Here is a 16,686-nt window from a genome sequence, read left to right as displayed (position 1 = left end):
GGTGAATTTTGGTTTTATACCATCTTTTTGTTTTGTGACGTAAAGTTCATGGGAATGTAAGGGTTTTGTTAAAAGTGTAAATATTAGGGTTTTTTAATATAAAAAGTCTTTCTTTATGTATAATGGGGACAAGGCCTAAAAATACTTAAATATTTAAGTGAATATTTTAAAAAGGGAGATTAAGGATATATGAAAAGCTTACTTCCAAAAACTTTAGCTGTTACAGGATTAACTGCTTCTTTATTAGGTATGGTTTCTTCCGTTTCATTTGCTTCGATTAGTTGGGATAATAATGCAACGTGGACAGGAAGCGGAGCAAAAGCTAAGGCAACTGCCTATACTGCAAAAAAGGACGAACCTCATTTTTACAAGATGACTGTAAGAGCTAGCTTTGATGATGGGACTTCTAAAGAGTTAGCATTGTATGATGCTAAAATTTCAGATCGTATAAACGTTAGCGTTGCATCCAAAGGACCGGTGACCAGAGGTTATTCGGGTCATGAATGGATAATGGTAGGGGATAGTGCGTACACTTCTAAGGAAATGGTAATTAAATAAAAATCAACAAAAACCGTGAAAAAGGATACATACCTTTTTCACGGTTTTTAAAATGAGGAGGATATATGAATCTAGTATTAAAAGAAATAGTGGTGAACAAAACAATATTCATTATGCTATTTATTGGATTTGTATTGACAATATGGCCAATCCTGATCGCAATGTCGACGCGAGATTATTATGATGAGAAATTTTATGATAGTAAAAATGGTTATTTTAATTATTACTATTTAGTTCAACTTACTAATATGGGGGAAATCAATTTCGAACAATTTCAGACGTTAATAGAATCTGATTTTAAAAACGCTAGTGTTATTACAAATGATATTCGTATTACTATTCCGGATATCGGCCACGTAATAATGAATGGTCTCCTTAATAAAAATTGGTCTCCACCTTTGCTAAAAGGTTCTCAGATGGGACAAGATGAAAAAAATAGTGTAATAGTGGGGAAGAAAATTTATAAGGATATGGCAACAATAAAATTATTTAATAAGGAATATACAGTTAAAGGCGTAGCTGGAGAAAATACTGGATATGAGTATAATATTAAAATTTTCGTCTCTCTAAATGACATGCCAGATGAGGTGAAACAGATGATACAAAAAGATAATACATTCCAAATGATTGTTCGTTCTAATGAAAACCCTATCAAGGAAATAGAAACTTTCATACAGCATATGAAACAGAACAATAAAGATATAAATGCCAAAGTGATTAGTGAAAAAGAGAACTATGAAAAGGAAAAAAACTCAAGTGAAGCCGTAGAAGAGTTACTCAGTTTTCCATATAGGCTTTTATGTATAGCTTTCATTACCAATATAATAGTAAGTTATTATTGGATTTATACGAAGAAAAAAAGTTTGTCGTTAAGGAAAGCTTTGGGAGCAAGTAATATAAATCTTTTTATTTTTATATTTAGTCAATTATTTTTATGTGCAATCACTGCATCAGCCTGTGCAATATGCATACAATGGATTTTTAGCATTTTGAGTGAAAATATTATAGAGTTTACAAGTTATAGTATTAGTTTACAGTCTACTCATATTGTAATGTGTGTATTTCTTTCACTTACTATAGCTTTCATCCTCTCTGTAATACCATTTGTATATGTGCTTAAAAGTGAACCTGCTAAAGCATTAAAGGAGTAAAAATGATGAGAATAAAAAGTGCGTTCATAGCATTAAAAAAGAGATTTCTATTTTCCGTACTTCTTCTAATACAGATTACATTTGGATTAGCAACTCTAACGAGTTCAATTAATGTATTTTATAATTTACACCATCTAAACGATAAATCCAGCTCGGTATTAAATGTGGATAAAACATATTTAGTTACTTTTGAAATGACGACAGATAGATTACAAAGCAATTAATATAATAAAGAGAAAATTCAAGCGGTTTATAATACAATTCATCAAAATAAAGATGTGATTTCGTATGGTACATACGAGGAGCGAGTTATTGAAATAGAGTCAAGTAATAGACCATTTCAAAACAGTATGATTACTGATTTGAAACATAAAACGTTTCACGATGAAAGACCTACTATTAAAACAATTTTTGTAGATGAAAATTACTATAAAATGTTACGTTTACCTTTAAAACCTGAAGAAGGTTTCTCGCATGATGACTTTCAAAAAAATAGTGAAGAAAAAACAAAAGTTTTAATGGGTTCTTACTTTAAGAAATATTTTCAAGTTGGAGATACAATTAATGATCGATATACAATTATAGGGTTTTTGCCAGAAAATAAATTTATCGTAAATAATAATACGACGAACACATATTTGAAGTTGGATTACGCAATGATAATGCCTATGTCATTTGATAGATTTGAAAAATATGAAGCAATGTTTTTAAGACTACATCAAAGTACAGTTTTATATTTACAAAAAGGTGCAGATGTAAAGAAACTAGAAGAATCAATTCAACTTAAAGGAAACGGCGGTACGTTTCATTTAAAAAGTTTAGGTGATGAAATAAATGAAGATGTTACTCTTAACGGCTATTCGGAAATACCTCAACTTATAGTAGGAATCTTATTCGTTGTATTCTCGATCGTCGGAATTGTAGTAACGACCATTGTTTCTATCTTGATGAGAAAGCGGGAATTTGGTATAAAAATAGTTTTTGGCGAAAGTAAATTTGGTATGTTTATTCAAATTGTTTTAGAGAACATTATTGTAGCAATAACTGGCTTAGGAATGTCGATAACTTACTTTTCATGGAGGTATGGGGTTCTATTACAAATGTCGAAGGATTTAAAGGAAGCAACGGTATTAGACTTTAAATTGGATATGCCTATATTGTTTTTAGTATTTCTATTCTTATTATTAATCATCGTTGTCTCGAATGTAATTGTCTTCTTATTTATTAGAAAGCTTGAACCGAAAACATTAATAGGTGGGATGGAATAATGGGGTTAATTGAACTAAAAGATATTAAGAAGGTGTATAGTAATAAGAATCATAATACGTTCGCGTTAAACGGTATAAATTTAACGATAAATAAGGGCGAAATTATAGCGGTAATGGGGCGATCAGGCTCAGGGAAGAGTACATTACTAAATGTTATAGGGTTAATTGATATGCCAAATGAGGGTGAATATATGTTAAATGGAAAATCATTAACTGAAATTAGAGCAAATAAAGTTCATAAAACAAGAAATGAAATGATTGGATTTATTTTTCAATATTTTGCATTGTTAAAAGAACATACTGTACTGGATAATGTAGTGCTACCACTCACATATAGAAAGTTAAAGCAACGGGAAAGAGAAAATAAGGCGAAGTTCTATTTAGAAAAAGTAGGTTTAAAAGAACATATGTATAAAACACCGGACGAGCTATCGGGTGGACAGCAGCAGCGCGTCGCAATTGCAAGAGCGTTAGTAGGCGAACCAGAATTAATATTGGCAGATGAACCGACTGGGAATTTAGATAGGAAAACGGGAGAAGAAATTATGAGTTTGCTATTACAACTGAATGAAGAAGGGCGAACAATTATTATTGTAACGCATGATATGGAAGTAGCGAATAAGTGTAATAGAATTATTGAGTTAGTTGATGGGGAAGTTGTGCGGAGTTAGTAATTCAACAATTATATCTAATTTAAGAATCCGTATTGATTAATTTTTCAAGATGGATTCTTTTTATTTGTAGGATTAAAGTAAAACAACAAATCCCCCGTAACTTTTTATGATAGAAATTCGTTTAACAAAAGAAACGATTTTTAATAATGAATGGGGGAGAACCATGAAAATGTTAATACTAGGTGGTACACGATTTTTGGGAAGAGCTGTTGGAGAAGAGGCTTTGAACAGAGGGCATGAAGTTACATTATTTAACCGCGGAACAAACAAAGAAATTTTTCCTGAAGTGGAGCAGCTGATCGGTGACAGAAATGGTGATGTATCAAGTTTAGAAAATCGAAAATGGGATGTTGTTGTGGATACATGTGGGTTTTCTCCGCATCACATTAGAAATGTTGGAGAAGTACTTAAAGATAATATTGAACACTATATATTCATCTCAAGCCTTTCCGTATATAAAGATTGGATTCCGCATGACATAAAAGAAGACTATATATTACAACCTGAACCGACGGAAGAGCAAATAAAGGCTGTAGAGAATGGTGAAATATCTCCTTATGAGCATTATGGTGCGCTGAAAGTATTATGCGAAAAAGAAGCAGAGAAGTATTGGCCGGGGCGTGTTTTACACGTAAGAGCAGGACTTCTTTCAGGAATGTTCGATTATACAGATCGACTTCCATACTGGATCGGGCGTGTAGCAAAAGGAGGTAACGTGTTAGTTCCAGGAAGAAAAAATCGTCCAGTGCAGATAGTTGATATAAAAGATGTCGCGAGATTTGGACTCAACATGGCAGAAAATAATAAAGCAGGTACATTCAATATAACAGGTCCGAATGATGAATTGACGATGGAAGAGCTATTAAATACGTGTAAAAAAGTTACGAATAGCGATGCTGAATTTGTTTGGGTAGACGAATCGTTTATGAGTGAACACAATGTGCAGCCTTGGACAGAAATGCCTTTGTGGATTCCAGAAACTTTCCCGTTAGATGGTGAGACGAAGCCGTGGAGAGGCGGGTTTTCTATTTGTATCGAAAGTGCGGTTAATGAAGGGCTTACTTTTAGAAGAATAGACGAGACAGTTACAGATGTGTATGAGTGGATGGAGAGTACGGAAGAATGGGAATTAAAAGCAGGTATTTCAGGCGAGAGGGAGAAGGAATTGTTAGAAAGATGGTATCAATAAATTTAGCGGAGTTCTTTGAATATGCTTGATTGCACATAAGGAGGAAAAGGTGATGTGGAAAGACACCATTCACAGTATCTCATCAAATTTAAGCTTGAAAAACCCAGCTGCGAAGGATGAACTTACTGATATACAAAAATGTTTACATGTGGAGTTACCGAATGATTTATATCAATTATTACAGGAAACAAACGGTATAGAAGGTGAATACGGTGACTTTATATGGTCTGCTTCAAAAATTAAAACTGAAAATATGAGTATGAGAAATATAGTTGATTTTAAAGATTTATACATGCCTTTTGACTGTTTATTATTTTTTGCTGATGGGGGAAATGGTGATTTGTTTGGCTATTCCATTTTGAATGGAAAAGTACAAAGAGATGATATATATATGTATGGAACCATGAAAATGATAGTAGAACGTGGGTTGCTCCTTCTTTAAAGACTTTTATGGAGTGGTGGGAGAGTGGAAAGATGATAATTTAAATATAGTATCAAAAAAAGTGCCTTGTTACTAAAGAAACAAGGCACTTTTTCACGAATAATTAATCTACCACTCAATCGGTTCTTCTCCGTACATCTCCCATAGCTTAGGAAACATCTTTTTTAAACCTTCTTCATCGTCTTCATTCCAGTCAAATTCAAAATCTACATCGTCGAATTCTTCATTAGATAAGACATGGTAAAGTGTAAAGTAAGTATCATCTTCGTCACCAGTTTTTTCTGCATATACAGTGAAACCGAAATATAAAGAAAGTTCTTCTATTTCTGGGACGTCATACTCACTCAAATTTTCTAATACAGGAATTAATCGTTCTGGATCTTCAATACAAGCTTCGTATGTCTCTTTTCCTTGATATAATAACCATCCGCGGAAGTAATCGAAAGTATCATCTGAACAACCACCCATAATAATATAGGCTGCTGCCCATAAACGGGAGGTATAGGAATCTTTCAAAAGACGATGCATATGCGTATCAAAAGCTACAATTTCATGTACTGTACGTTTAGCAAGGTGGGAAGTAAGCCATTCTATTTGTTCTTCTTGGTCTTCACCTTTCGTTTTTGCACGATTAAGTAGTTCCCAAAATTCTTCTTCTGTTATCGTTTTTTCTTTTATGTAATCTTCCCCAGGCAACGGGTCTGTATATCCCTTTTTACGTTTGGAAGCAATTAGTTTGTTAGCTTCTTTCATACATTCTTCTTCTGTTTCAAACTCTTTCGCTTTCACACTGCCAGCTGTGCCGATTTTTCCGTAAAACACAACATAGTCTTTTTCTTTCACAACGATTTTCCAAAACTTATTTGATTTCTCAGTTTGCTGGATTAATAACGTTTCCATCCGTACCCCCATAATGTTTTCTAGTGTGCAATATGATTGTAACATATGTATATACACTTGTAATGATGAAAAGTAATGGTTCGGAAAATTAGGAAATGATTGAATGAAGTGAATAAATTTAGTAACCTTATTTGTACAGCAATTACATAATTGTTTTGTAATAATTCAATATTTGTATAAGGGGGGCGTTAAGATTGGATCTTACGTTTAAAGTAGAGGAAACATGTTTTAATTACCGCGTTGGAGCAATTTGTAAACATGATAATAAAATACTCATTCTGCAAGGTGACGGTGAAGATTTTTGGTATGTACCCGGCGGTAGAGTAAAAATGCTAGAGAATAGTGAAGATGCATTAAAACGAGAACTTGCGGAAGAGATAGGTGTTCCTATTAAAAGGAAAAGGTTAATATGGTCAGTAGAAAATTTCTTTACACTTTCTGAGCGAAAGTTTCATGAAATTAGTTTTTATTATGAAGTAGAGCTACATGAGTTACCTGCGAGTGGAACGGATCAATATATTTTGGAAGAAGAGGGTAGAACGTATTTGTATAGATGGGTGCCAGTAGAAGAACTGCATACATATGACTTACAGCCTGCATTTATAAAAGAGAAAGTAAAGGATGTATCAGTTCACACAGAACATATCGTATTACAAAAGTAAACGTATTCGGAGGAGAAAACGGTGAAGGGGACTAAAAAAGAGGTACATATAAATGACAAAGTAATTCGTTACACACATATCGAAAAAGGTTCTAGTACGGTTTGCTTTATGTTTTCAGGTTCAGGATACAATTATGATAAGCCGTTATTTTATTACGCAACGATGTTAATGCTTGAACATAAAATAGATGTTGTACATATTCATTATTCTTATGTTGGACAATTAATGAATAAACCAATGGAAGAAGTAACGAAAGTAATGATGGATGATATTAATCCTGTAATAAATGAAGTATTAAAAGATGAGCAATACAACGAGACTATGTTTTTAGGGAAGTCACTCGGAACAATTCCGATTGCAAATGATTTAATGAAGAGAGAAGAATTCGCGCAGTCAAAAATGATACTACTTACACCTTTACTGACGTTTGATACAATTTTTGATTCTATCTTACATAGTCGACACGAAGGGTTTTTAGTTATTGGGGATAAAGATCACCAATACAATGCAGATCAAATTGATCAGTTATATAAAACGAATTTACAGATTGAAGTTGTCAAAAATGCAAATCATTCTGTAAATGTTGGGGGATATGAAACGGAAAATTCAATTGAGGCTATAGCGAAAATAATAGGAAAACTTAAAGAAGTTGTTAGGACAAACTAACCTATTAATACATGCAAAAGAGGTGCGAATTGCACCTCTTTTACTTTAATAAGCCTTCAAAACATGAAGTAAATAATCCTTACGATTCAGCGGATTATAATCAACACGTTTTCGAGTAGGGAAGGGAGCCATAAGTTTTGTGAAACCAGCTGGCTTCGTTGTAAATATGCCTTCTCCTTCTGTAAATGAATGTAGTATTCGTTTGAAACTCTCTGTTTTCGCAACAGGTAATGATCCTGTTAACTGATAAGAATTGTTATTGAATATAGGCTCTGCAAAAGTTGCTGGAACGGCAGCAAGCTTATACATTGCAGTACTAATTGCGTGCTCCGGTACAGTTAATTCAAATTCATTTACTGGTTCATATACATATGTTTCAGCTTGCTTTAAAGCATCCATTAATACGATCGGTGTTAAATTTCTAAAGTCACTCGCTGTTGTAACAGGACTAGCATAACCAGTATGTGTTAACGTGACGATAATATCTGTAACTTCCCATCCATATAATCCTTGTTTTAACGTTTGAAATACCGTATCTTCAATCGCTTTATGAAATGCTAAAGGTAGTGAGCCGAGCTCAACATCTAATTTATATGTTATGCCGCAATTAAGTTCACCACGTTCAACTTTGAATCCGATTGTTGCGTAAAATGGATTCTCTTTTTCACCCATTACTTCAACAGAATTGCCTACGCCAATTGGTTTCTCGATACATACAACTCGCGTATTTGAAAAATTAACCTGCAAATTATATTTCTCATAAAGTGTTGTTGCAATTACTTCTTTTTGTACCTCACCGAAAAAGCGAATATATAGTTCATTATGAACATCGTCTTTCCAAACTTTAATGAGCGGATCTTCTTCACATAGTTCCATAAGAACAGCGTATAAATTATGAATTTGCTCTTTAGGTACCGCATCAATGGCAGCTTCCATTTGTGGTTCGGCAAAGTGAATATCTTTTATATAATCCGTACGTTCACCGATAATATCACCAATTTTAATATCATTCAGCCCCCACACTTTACAAAACTCACCGCTAGGAACGGTAGAAGTTTGAACGGTATCTCCATTATGAAATAGGCACATTTTTTTTATCTTTTCTTTATGGAATAGAGACTTACTGCGCTGTATATTAACATATTTTCTAACATGTAAGCTACCTGAAAAAACTCTTATATAAGCAACCTTTTCTCCAGAAGGTTCACGTTCAATTTTAAAAACAACACCGGATAATGGTTCCTCTTGTGCCGATGTAAGAGCTGGAATGAGAGCCGGAAGTTTTTCAAGAAGTTCTGTTACGCCCATACCAGTCATTGCTGAACCGAAAAAGATTGGATACACATTCGCTTGCTGTATTTGCTGTTCTAGTTTTTCTCTTAATAGTGCGTCCGGTATTATTTCGTTATTTACATATGATTCAAGTAACGATTCATTAAATGGTGCTAACAGTTCCATACAATCGTCATATGATTTGTATTCAATGATCCGGGCTTCTTTCGTTCCTTCGTTTAGAACAGAGTAGAAGGGGAATGCTTCATTTGAAAGAACCTCTTTTATTTGTTTCATAACTTTTTTAGTTTTTGCGCCACTACGATCAATTTTATTAACGAATAAAATAGTCGGTATGTTTAGTTTCTGTAATGTTCGCATTAAAATTTTTGTTTGTGCTTGCACACCTTCAACGGCAGAGATAACTAAAATCGCACCGTCTAGAACGCGGAATGATCGCTCCACTTCAGCGATAAAATCAGCGTGTCCAGGTGTATCAATGACATTTACTTTTACAGCATCAATAAAGAAAGAAACGACAGATGCTTTAATCGTAATTCCGCGTTGTCTTTCTAATTCCATTGAGTCAGTTTGTGTATTACCACTATCTACTCGGCCAATTTCTTTAATCACATTCGTTTCATAAAGAATACGCTCAGTCAAACTCGTCTTGCCAGCGTCTACGTGCGCGACAATCCCTATATTTATTGTTGTCATTTGTGAATATCCTCATTTCATTTTCCATTTTCAAGTCCTCATTTCTATTTGTATATTGCCGCATTATCAATCACTCTCCAGTTCTTTAAATTAGTATTATTATAGTGCAATTAACATTATTTGTAACGCTACAAAGCGCCTTAATTTGGAAAAAATAAAATAAAAACAAAATGCTTGCATTCTAAATCGATATAGATTATATTAATTGACATATCAACTATTGATACATCAAACATTTTTATTTTGATTGTAAAGGAGGGTTAATTTGACAAGTTCATGCTCAAAAGAAGCGATTATTTTATATAAATTACACTTTCTAAATAAAGAAGTAAGTTCGAAATTTGAAGGGTGTACGGGTATGAGCCAGTCTCGATTAGAGCTTATACTTCAGTTATATGAAGTAGGTGAAATTAGTCAAAAAGCACTTCAACAAGAAGTGAATATTGATAATGCTGCGATAACAAGGCATTTAAAGCAGCTTGAGGCCAATGAAATGATTGTAAGACGTAAAAATCCAGATGATAACAGAATTACGTTAGTTTCTCTTACTGAAGAGGGACGAAATAAAATTCAAGCGTTTCAAGAGGAAAAAGAACGTTTTGCAGCATCTGCATTTAAAGGATTAAGTGAGGAAGAACGCGATAATCTTTTAAATATGTTAAATCACATTCAAGAAAATATAAAAGAATTATAAAAAAGGGAGAATACAACTATGACTAACTCAGTAAAAACAAATGATTTTAACGAAATTTTAACAGGACGTCGTTCAATTCGTAAGTACGACCCTTCAGTGAAAATTAGCAAAGAAGAAATGACAGAAATTCTTACACAAGCAACACTTGCACCATCTTCAGTAAACATGCAACCATGGAGATTCGTAGTGATTGAAAGTGACGAAGCGAAAGCAACACTTGCGCCACTTGCGAAATTCAATCAATCTCAAGTAGAAACATCTTCAGCAATGATCGCTTTATTTGGTGACTTAAACAACTTTGATAACGCAGAAGAAATTTATGGTACAGCAGTAGAGCGTGGACTTATGCCAGCAGAAGTAAAAGAAGATCAAATGAAAAAACTTTCAGCTTACTTCTCTATGGTTACACCAGAAGTAATGAAAGATACAGTATTAATTGACGGTGGTCTTGTAGCGATGCAATTTATGCTAGCAGCTCGTGCGCACGGTTATGACACTTGTCCAATTGGTGGATTTGAAAAAGACCAAATCGCAGAAGCGTTTGGACTAGATAAAGAACGCTACGTACCAGTAATGCTAATTTCAATCGGGAAAGCTGCTGACAGTGGTTACCAATCAGTACGTCTTCCAATTGACAAAGTTGCTGAGTGGAAGTAATCTAATTAGATCATAGAAATATATGGAATATGAAAGGGGAAACACCATGATTATTATTCACGCAATATTTCAAGTAGACCCAGCAAAACAACAAGCATTTTTAGAAGAAATTCAGCCACTCATTCATGGTTCAAGAGAAGAAAGTGGAAATGTATCTTATGACTTATATAAAGATACAGAAAAAGAAAGTGTTTATACGATGGTAGAAGTATGGAAAGATGAAGCAGCAGTTGCGAGCCATAATACGAGTGAACACTTCACATCTTTCGTTAGTAAAGCAGCACAATTTTTAACTGCTCCGCTTAATATAAAAGCTTATAATGGAGAATTAGTAAAATAATAAGGTAGAAAAAGATGACTTTAGCATATGGCTGAAGTCATCTTTTTTGTATAAGTAGAATCCATTTTGGACTCAGTTATGTTGATAGATAAGCGTTGCTCGCATCCTCAGTAACAGTGCTGAATTGTATGTTAAATTCGAACATTCGGTTTATTGGGATATTTTTCCGTGGTATAATTTTCTTGTAAATAAAAGGTAGAGGGGAGTAAGTAATGGGAGAATTTCAAAGTAATTTGCATACGGCAACGCAACTTGCAACGAAAATGAGAAATGCTTCAGATAGAATGCAAAGTGCTACTAGTCGCTCTATAAATAAGGCAACGCGTACGACACTATCTGTGAACTTCCAAGCACAAGAGGCAAATCAACAAAATTTACAGATCACGAAACAATTTTGTACTGCTTTTCAACAAACAATTGATAATATCCATTCCGTAGCAAATGAATTTGAGAAAATGGATACAGGACTTCAAAAGACTTTTCAATAATATAACAACCTACGTAAAGGGGAAAAGGTAGGGAGAAAAGATGAGTCAAGAAATTGAAACGAGAATCAGTCAATGTAATCAAAAATTACGAATTATATTTGAAGAACAAAATGAAAACCGAATTGCGCTGCAAAATCAAGAACGAGCTGAGGTTAGTTTTCATGAATGGAAAAATAGAAGTAATCGTTTATTTAACCGAATACTAGAAACTTGGCACGGCGACAAAGAAGTGTTTCACCTTTTTACGAATATGCGGCAAGAAATCGGACAGTATGAAAGAAAACTTACATTCGAATTAGAAAATGAAAAAGAGACGTTGCTTAAAGAAAAACGGCATCTCAGTGAGAAAGAAAACGACCTTTCCTATGAACAGCAGCAACTACAAAGGGAGGCCAATACATGAGTTTAAACATGTATTTGGGAGAAGTACAAAGTCAAACTCAAAGTATGAACGCTATATGTAATGCTACGATTCAAAGTATGGAACAAGCCATTCAATCTATTGATGCATTTGCGATAGACACAGTATTACAAGGACAAACATACAGTAGTGCAAAAGCCTACCTTGTCCAAACATTTCGGCCATTAGCGCAAGGAATCATATGCTTATGTGAAGAATTAATTCGCCAAAATGAAGCATTTCCAAATGAGTTCCAAGCGAAAGTTGCTTCGACAGATGTGATTGAACAAGAAATAAGAGAACAAATAAGGGGAATTAATCAATCGATTACAAGTATAGAAGCAATAGAAGTACTTACACCAATGCCCGGAGTAGGTGCAATTGTAACGGTATTAGGTGCAATGAGAAAAAAACTGGAAGAAAAACTAGAGCATTTATATGAATTCAATCATTCATCCAGCAACAACTACAGCACCGCTCTCCAATTAGCAGCTAGCATCACAGCCGGGCTCGCTGAAGTGCAAAGCGGGAAAGGATTTAGTCCTGTGAGTGGGACGTTTAGTACACAAAGGTTGAATATGGATTGGGTGAGTTCGATTCAGGGGATTATAGAAGAAACAGCTCGAAAAAACGATCAGTCAATTAAAGATATAGAAACAAATAACATAATTGAGGAGAAATCTCCGGTTAGAAATGCTTGGGACGATGCGGCAGACGGTATAGTTAGCACGTTTGAAACAGCGAAAAAGATGTGGGAAGCTATTCAAAGAGGATCGGGGAAAGCTATTGGTGATGAAATCGAGTCCGCAATAGCTTTAAGTAATATGGACATAGGAACTTTTATTAATGTAACCTATGCACTTTTCCATTTGGATGAAACTGCAAAAAATATGTGGCATGCATTTTCAAATAAAATAAAACGAGATATGATAGAGGGAGATGCAGAGAGTCGTACAGAATTGACTACCTATGGATTAACACAAATAGCTACCACAATATTAGGCGATAGGGCACTAAATAAAGTAGGCCATATCACAAAAGGAGCAAAAGCATCAAGTGGAGTAAGTACATTTGCTAACGCAGTAAAACTAGCAAAAGAATTGCAGCCTACGCTTGAAATGTTACAATCATTTAAGAGAGAGGCTTCCTATGCATTCTCTAGTGTTGGTGGAACTATTGTAACCAAAATACCTCAAGGCGAATTATTAGAAGCTTTTTATAAGTTTGCGAAGTCTAAAGATGGTGGTAAGGGTACGGGTAAAACTGTAAGCAATTATCTTGATGATATAGTCGAGGCTGGTGGTACCAGAAGAGAAATAAATTCTAAACTTCGAAATCCATTAGATAATCCTAAGATAGCAAAGGAGATTGAGGGAAATACTGAAGCTGTATATGGATATTCACCTAAGAAGGAATCTGCCTTAAATAAGTTTGGGGTAGACTGGACAAATGGTGATGAAGTTGCTTATGCAAGAAGCGAAAGAATAAAGTATCATGAAAAAATACAACAAAAAAGAATACAACTAGAACAAGATATTAAAAATCTTCAAAATGATGGGCTATCTATGGAGGAAATTGCTAGATTGAAAGTCGAAGAGCGAAATCAAGGAAGAATGGAAACGTATATAAAATCTAATAATTTAGATGGATTGAATGCAATGAAAGAAAGAAATATTCTTGAATATGGCAGGGCAGAAGGACCTACACCTGAACAACTTTATAAAAAGTATGGTTCATGGGAAGATGTGATATATGGCAGTTTAAAAACAAATCCAGCAATGGATGTCTTGACAGGATTATTTCATAGTATGGGAGGAAAATAATTATGAAAGAAGAAAAAATACAAGGTAATATAAAGTGGATTGCATACAATAATTTAAGATTTAGAATAGAGAAGGTTAATGATGATTCATCCGTAATTTGGGTTTCTGATAATTTTGTAAATTTATGTTTTACCTTAGTAATGAATGACTTTTTAAGTAAATGTGAGGATGAGTTGAATATAAATATCGAAATTGATTTGACTTGGAATAATCATAGAGGTTTGATTATAAAAAATCATGATATAAATCTAATTTTAGGAGAAATAATTAATTTTATTAGCGAATGGGAGTTAGAAGGAAATTCAAATGCTGATAATTTTTCTACGGAAGAGTGGTATTCAGCATAAGCTTGCAGGGTATGCTAGCTTTCCATCATTTTTAGGAATTTAAAAATATGGAGGGAAATTTAAATTTAATGTATGTTTAGGGGACATTGAATGTGAATTGAAACTAAAGAGTTAGATAAATATTTTAAGCAACTAGTGAGGAATGAATTCTGTATAGTAAAGAATTCATTCCTTTTAAGTTTGTTTTAATTTACTTGTAATTATAGTAGTTAATATTTGAAGAGGCAATCACCCTAAGTCGTAAAGACACGAAAGCCTATACTCAAAGTAAGATTTCAAAGCTTTAGGAAGAAATTGGTTGAGTTAAAGGGGCTAAGGATGATACTTAGGATACGGCTAACGGTAAACCTAGCAGTAACAAAAATACAACTGTAGACAATTTTGATGCAAAAACAGCTACAAATAAGCAAAAAGGTAATTATGGTGAAATAAAATCTAGTGACAATTTATTGAATAATCAAACTTTAAAAGAAGCTGGATTTGATTTAAAGCCAGTCGGAAAAAGTGCACCATCAGGCATAAATGATAAAATAGTAAAAGGAATTGATGGATTATACGAAAATGCAAATGCAGAATCAAAGATCAAATACGTTATAGATGAGGCTAAGTTTGGTAGTTCACAATTGGGGAAAACTAAAGATGGACGACAAATGTCAAATGATTGGTTGAATGGTGCGAAGACCAAAAAAAGTAGAATATTTAAAGCTGTTGATGGAGATAAGAAATTGGCAGATAAGATTAAAAGAGCGCTGGAAAGAAATCAAGTAGAAAGAGTACTATCACAAGTCGATAGTACCGGAAAAGTAAAAACATATAGATTAGATGCAAAGGGAAATATTATTGGAGAATGGCCATAATTTAGAAGCTAGGAGGAATCAAATAGAATGAGAGATTATTTAATTATAGAAGAAAAATGTAGAGAAGGAATTGAATATAATAAAGAGTTTATTCAAGAAAATAAAGAGGATATTAAAAGTTTAGAAGAAGATGAGAAAAAGGGAATTCAAAGATATTCTAAGGATAATAATAGTATTATAGAAGGAACCTACTTATCAAGCTTTAATTATGAGTTAGAGGATATTAACGCAAAATATTCCCTAGGAGAAGCTATCCATATAATAGAAGGAGATTTTGACAACGCTCTTATTGATTTGAGGCATATAGGGGAAAATGAAGTTGGATATTTAAATCTAATTTGGATGATATCTCTAGGGATTTTATTAGAGACGGAGAAAAAGAATCTTGTAAGTTTAGCCAAGCTAGTTGAGAAGGAAAATATGAACGACGCAGTAATCGATTTCCTCTTATGCGCTAGTGATATCGGATACACAAAAATGACGAATGTTTATTTTAAAGAAAATCCATATGCAAAAACGAGAAAGATTATAGAACTTGCACAAACAGATAAAAAAGAAGCATCTAAAAGATTACAAACGTACATGGAGAAAGAATGGTTTAAAGACCATTATGATTATGAATGGAAAAATGCGCATAAAGAACCTGGATATGTGGGGTACTGGAGCTTTGAGACAGCTGCACTAGTAAAGATACTCGGACTTGATGATACAAGTTTAAAAGATAATAATCATTATCCATATGATTTGGCACATTATAAAAATGAAATGAAATTCAAACATATAGACATAAGTGAATATCACTATGAAGATGAGACAGAAGAAATAGAGGATATAGTAGAAGGAATTGAACATAATCCTGCATTGGAAAACATTATTCCGCCAAAATGGCATTCATTGGTCAATGAATTAATACATGATTATGAGAATATGAATGATAGTAGTTTTTATGAAAAATACAAAAAAACGATAGGAATAGGTCAAGTGTGGTTCTTACCACAAGAGTATGGAGAAGAAAATGAGCAAAAAAATCTATTAGGAAGTTTAATTGTGTTTGCCCTGACGGTAAGAGATTATATATTACAACTGGACTATAAAGAAGATTTAGAAGACTACATTGATAATCTTAAAAATTTCTGGAATGGATCAGAAACAAAGTTAATTCAATTTATGTTAGAGAATGATCAAAATTATTATGCATGGGTACCAAAAGAAGTAAATATCCCAAATATGTATGAAGTGAAGATAGAGAGTGTCGATGTAGAGGAAGTTCTATAACGAACAAATCGAAATGGTTTTTATTATATGTAATATTAGAATGCATTTTACTAGTTAATTCAAAACAATGCATGCGTGGCAGAAAAAAGGATGTATTGTTACTAAAAATTAGAGGGAAAGAAGGATGTTTGATTGAGTTAAGCACCTCATTGTCAATATACGACAATAGGTGCTTTTTTGCGTGCAATGAAGAAAAAATAAAAGATTTATTTTCACTCTATTTCATCTTCGAATTACATGTTATAATTTGGAAAAAATATATTCTTAATTTTTAGATAATTAAAAGGTGGTAGATTACTATATGAG

18 protein-coding genes and 2 pseudogenes are annotated in these 16,686 nt (G+C 33.5%); 18 read left to right on the top strand and 2 right to left on the bottom strand.

Going from position 1 to position 16,686, the window contains the following annotated elements:
• The first annotated feature begins 189 nt into the window (after nt 1–189).
• The 7 genes and pseudogenes from GBN78_RS16830 (at nt 190) to GBN78_RS16805 (ending at nt 5,326) form a co-directional block, all read left to right on the top strand.
• Nucleotides 190–558 (top strand): hypothetical protein, encoded by a 369-nt coding sequence (locus GBN78_RS16830; protein ID WP_000838682.1) that lies wholly within the window; start codon nt 190–192, stop codon nt 556–558.
• 65 nt (nt 559–623) lie between these two features.
• Entirely contained in the window at nt 624–1,709 is a 1,086-nt protein-coding gene (locus GBN78_RS16825) for an FtsX-like permease family protein (protein ID WP_001055052.1), read from the top strand.
• A 5-nt stretch (nt 1,710–1,714) separates the two neighbouring features.
• Nucleotides 1,715–1,933: a hypothetical protein gene (locus GBN78_RS30640; RefSeq protein WP_226798483.1), complete on the top strand. Its 219-nt coding sequence runs from the start codon at nt 1,715–1,717 to the stop codon at nt 1,931–1,933.
• Between the two features lie 15 nt (nt 1,934–1,948).
• A complete protein-coding gene (locus GBN78_RS16820; protein ID WP_226798484.1) occupies nt 1,949–2,977 on the top strand; it encodes an ABC transporter permease in 1,029 nt (342 codons plus the stop codon).
• Nucleotides 2,977–3,648, top strand: a complete 672-nt coding sequence (locus GBN78_RS16815) for an ABC transporter ATP-binding protein (RefSeq protein WP_000522860.1) — start codon at nt 2,977–2,979, stop codon at nt 3,646–3,648. Before GBN78_RS16820 ends, GBN78_RS16815 begins: the two co-directional genes overlap by 1 nt.
• Before the next feature lie 166 nt (nt 3,649–3,814).
• On the top strand, nt 3,815–4,840 hold the full coding sequence (locus tag GBN78_RS16810; RefSeq protein ID WP_152127548.1) for an SDR family oxidoreductase: 1,026 nt from the start codon (nt 3,815–3,817) through the stop codon (nt 4,838–4,840).
• Nucleotides 4,841–4,892: 52 nt separating this feature from the next.
• Nucleotides 4,893–5,326 (top strand): annotated as a pseudogene (locus tag GBN78_RS16805) (SMI1/KNR4 family protein).
• Nucleotides 5,327–5,390: 64 nt separating this feature from the next.
• Here the strand turns inward: GBN78_RS16805 and GBN78_RS16800 are convergent.
• A complete protein-coding gene (locus GBN78_RS16800; protein ID WP_000449110.1) occupies nt 5,391–6,182 on the bottom strand; it encodes a DUF4240 domain-containing protein in 792 nt (263 codons plus the stop codon).
• 194 nt (nt 6,183–6,376) lie between these two features.
• Between GBN78_RS16800 and GBN78_RS16795 the strand changes: the two genes are divergently transcribed.
• Together GBN78_RS16795 and GBN78_RS16790 are read left to right on the top strand one after the other, a co-directional pair.
• Nucleotides 6,377–6,844, top strand: a complete 468-nt coding sequence (locus tag GBN78_RS16795; RefSeq protein ID WP_152127547.1) for an NUDIX hydrolase — start codon at nt 6,377–6,379, stop codon at nt 6,842–6,844.
• Nucleotides 6,845–6,865: 21 nt separating this feature from the next.
• Nucleotides 6,866–7,510, top strand: coding sequence for an alpha/beta family hydrolase (locus GBN78_RS16790; protein WP_152127546.1), 645 nt, complete (start codon nt 6,866–6,868; stop codon nt 7,508–7,510).
• 45 nt (nt 7,511–7,555) lie between these two features.
• On the opposite strand, the gene GBN78_RS16785 is transcribed toward GBN78_RS16790, so the two are convergent.
• Nucleotides 7,556–9,499 carry an elongation factor G gene (locus GBN78_RS16785; protein ID WP_152127545.1) on the bottom strand — a complete coding sequence of 648 codons (1,944 nt, stop codon included), beginning with the start codon at nt 9,497–9,499 and terminating at the stop codon, nt 7,556–7,558.
• Between the two features lie 265 nt (nt 9,500–9,764).
• On the opposite strand from GBN78_RS16785, the gene GBN78_RS16775 reads away from it, so the two are divergent.
• The 9 genes and pseudogenes from GBN78_RS16775 to GBN78_RS16735 all read left to right on the top strand — a co-directional run bounded on the left by GBN78_RS16775 (nt 9,765) and on the right by GBN78_RS16735 (nt 16,380).
• Nucleotides 9,765–10,193 (top strand): MarR family winged helix-turn-helix transcriptional regulator, encoded by a 429-nt coding sequence (locus GBN78_RS16775; protein ID WP_000204172.1) that lies wholly within the window; start codon nt 9,765–9,767, stop codon nt 10,191–10,193.
• Between the two features lie 18 nt (nt 10,194–10,211).
• Nucleotides 10,212–10,850 (top strand): nitroreductase family protein, encoded by a 639-nt coding sequence (locus GBN78_RS16770; protein WP_030026226.1) that lies wholly within the window; start codon nt 10,212–10,214, stop codon nt 10,848–10,850.
• 46 nt (nt 10,851–10,896) lie between these two features.
• Complete coding sequence (locus GBN78_RS16765; protein ID WP_000583805.1) at nt 10,897–11,190, top strand: putative quinol monooxygenase; 294 nt, start codon at nt 10,897–10,899, stop codon at nt 11,188–11,190.
• Between the two features lie 212 nt (nt 11,191–11,402).
• Nucleotides 11,403–11,678, top strand: a complete 276-nt coding sequence (locus GBN78_RS16760) for a TIGR04197 family type VII secretion effector (protein WP_000503641.1) — start codon at nt 11,403–11,405, stop codon at nt 11,676–11,678.
• A 40-nt stretch (nt 11,679–11,718) separates the two neighbouring features.
• A complete protein-coding gene (locus GBN78_RS16755) occupies nt 11,719–12,081 on the top strand; it encodes a DUF3958 family protein (RefSeq protein ID WP_000076595.1) in 363 nt (120 codons plus the stop codon).
• The gene (locus GBN78_RS16750) at nt 12,078–13,901 is read left to right on the top strand and encodes an LXG domain-containing protein (protein ID WP_152127543.1); all 1,824 of its coding nucleotides are present in this window, start codon (nt 12,078–12,080) and stop codon (nt 13,899–13,901) included. Before GBN78_RS16755 ends, GBN78_RS16750 begins: the two co-directional genes overlap by 4 nt.
• Nucleotides 13,902–13,903: 2 nt before the next feature.
• Nucleotides 13,904–14,248 (top strand): hypothetical protein, encoded by a 345-nt coding sequence (locus GBN78_RS16745; protein ID WP_000656836.1) that lies wholly within the window; start codon nt 13,904–13,906, stop codon nt 14,246–14,248.
• Nucleotides 14,249–14,577: 329 nt separating this feature from the next.
• A pseudogene (locus GBN78_RS16740) lies at nt 14,578–15,105 on the top strand (hypothetical protein); the annotation flags it as partial.
• A 27-nt stretch (nt 15,106–15,132) separates the two neighbouring features.
• Nucleotides 15,133–16,380: a PoNi-like cognate immunity protein gene (locus tag GBN78_RS16735; protein ID WP_152127542.1), complete on the top strand. Its 1,248-nt coding sequence runs from the start codon at nt 15,133–15,135 to the stop codon at nt 16,378–16,380.
• Nucleotides 16,381–16,686: the final 306 nt, after the last annotated feature.

Origin of the sequence: Bacillus sp. B2-WWTP-C-10-Post-4 (assembly GCF_009183805.1) — a bacterium.
GTDB classification, from domain to species: domain Bacteria; phylum Bacillota; class Bacilli; order Bacillales; family Bacillaceae_G; genus Bacillus_A; species Bacillus_A cereus.
Note: the sequence above shows the minus strand (reverse complement) of the source record. Positions and strands in the feature narration are given on the sequence as shown.

Coding starts and splice junctions, on each gene's coding strand:
- GBN78_RS16830 (WP_000838682.1), top strand. CDS start 190: ATGAAAAGCTTACTTCCAAAAACTTTAGCTGTTACAGGATTAACTGCT.
- GBN78_RS16825 (WP_001055052.1), top strand. CDS start 624: ATGAATCTAGTATTAAAAGAAATAGTGGTGAACAAAACAATATTCATT.
- GBN78_RS30640 (WP_226798483.1), top strand. CDS start 1,715: ATGAGAATAAAAAGTGCGTTCATAGCATTAAAAAAGAGATTTCTATTT.
- GBN78_RS16815 (WP_000522860.1), top strand. CDS start 2,977: ATGGGGTTAATTGAACTAAAAGATATTAAGAAGGTGTATAGTAATAAG.
- GBN78_RS16810 (WP_152127548.1), top strand. CDS start 3,815: ATGAAAATGTTAATACTAGGTGGTACACGATTTTTGGGAAGAGCTGTT.
- GBN78_RS16800 (WP_000449110.1), bottom strand. CDS start 6,182: ATGGAAACGTTATTAATCCAGCAAACTGAGAAATCAAATAAGTTTTGG.
- GBN78_RS16785 (WP_152127545.1), bottom strand. CDS start 9,499: ATGACAACAATAAATATAGGGATTGTCGCGCACGTAGACGCTGGCAAG.
- GBN78_RS16770 (WP_030026226.1), top strand. CDS start 10,212: ATGACTAACTCAGTAAAAACAAATGATTTTAACGAAATTTTAACAGGA.
- GBN78_RS16765 (WP_000583805.1), top strand. CDS start 10,897: ATGATTATTATTCACGCAATATTTCAAGTAGACCCAGCAAAACAACAA.
- GBN78_RS16760 (WP_000503641.1), top strand. CDS start 11,403: ATGGGAGAATTTCAAAGTAATTTGCATACGGCAACGCAACTTGCAACG.
- GBN78_RS16755 (WP_000076595.1), top strand. CDS start 11,719: ATGAGTCAAGAAATTGAAACGAGAATCAGTCAATGTAATCAAAAATTA.
- GBN78_RS16750 (WP_152127543.1), top strand. CDS start 12,078: ATGAGTTTAAACATGTATTTGGGAGAAGTACAAAGTCAAACTCAAAGT.
- GBN78_RS16745 (WP_000656836.1), top strand. CDS start 13,904: ATGAAAGAAGAAAAAATACAAGGTAATATAAAGTGGATTGCATACAAT.
- GBN78_RS16735 (WP_152127542.1), top strand. CDS start 15,133: ATGAGAGATTATTTAATTATAGAAGAAAAATGTAGAGAAGGAATTGAA.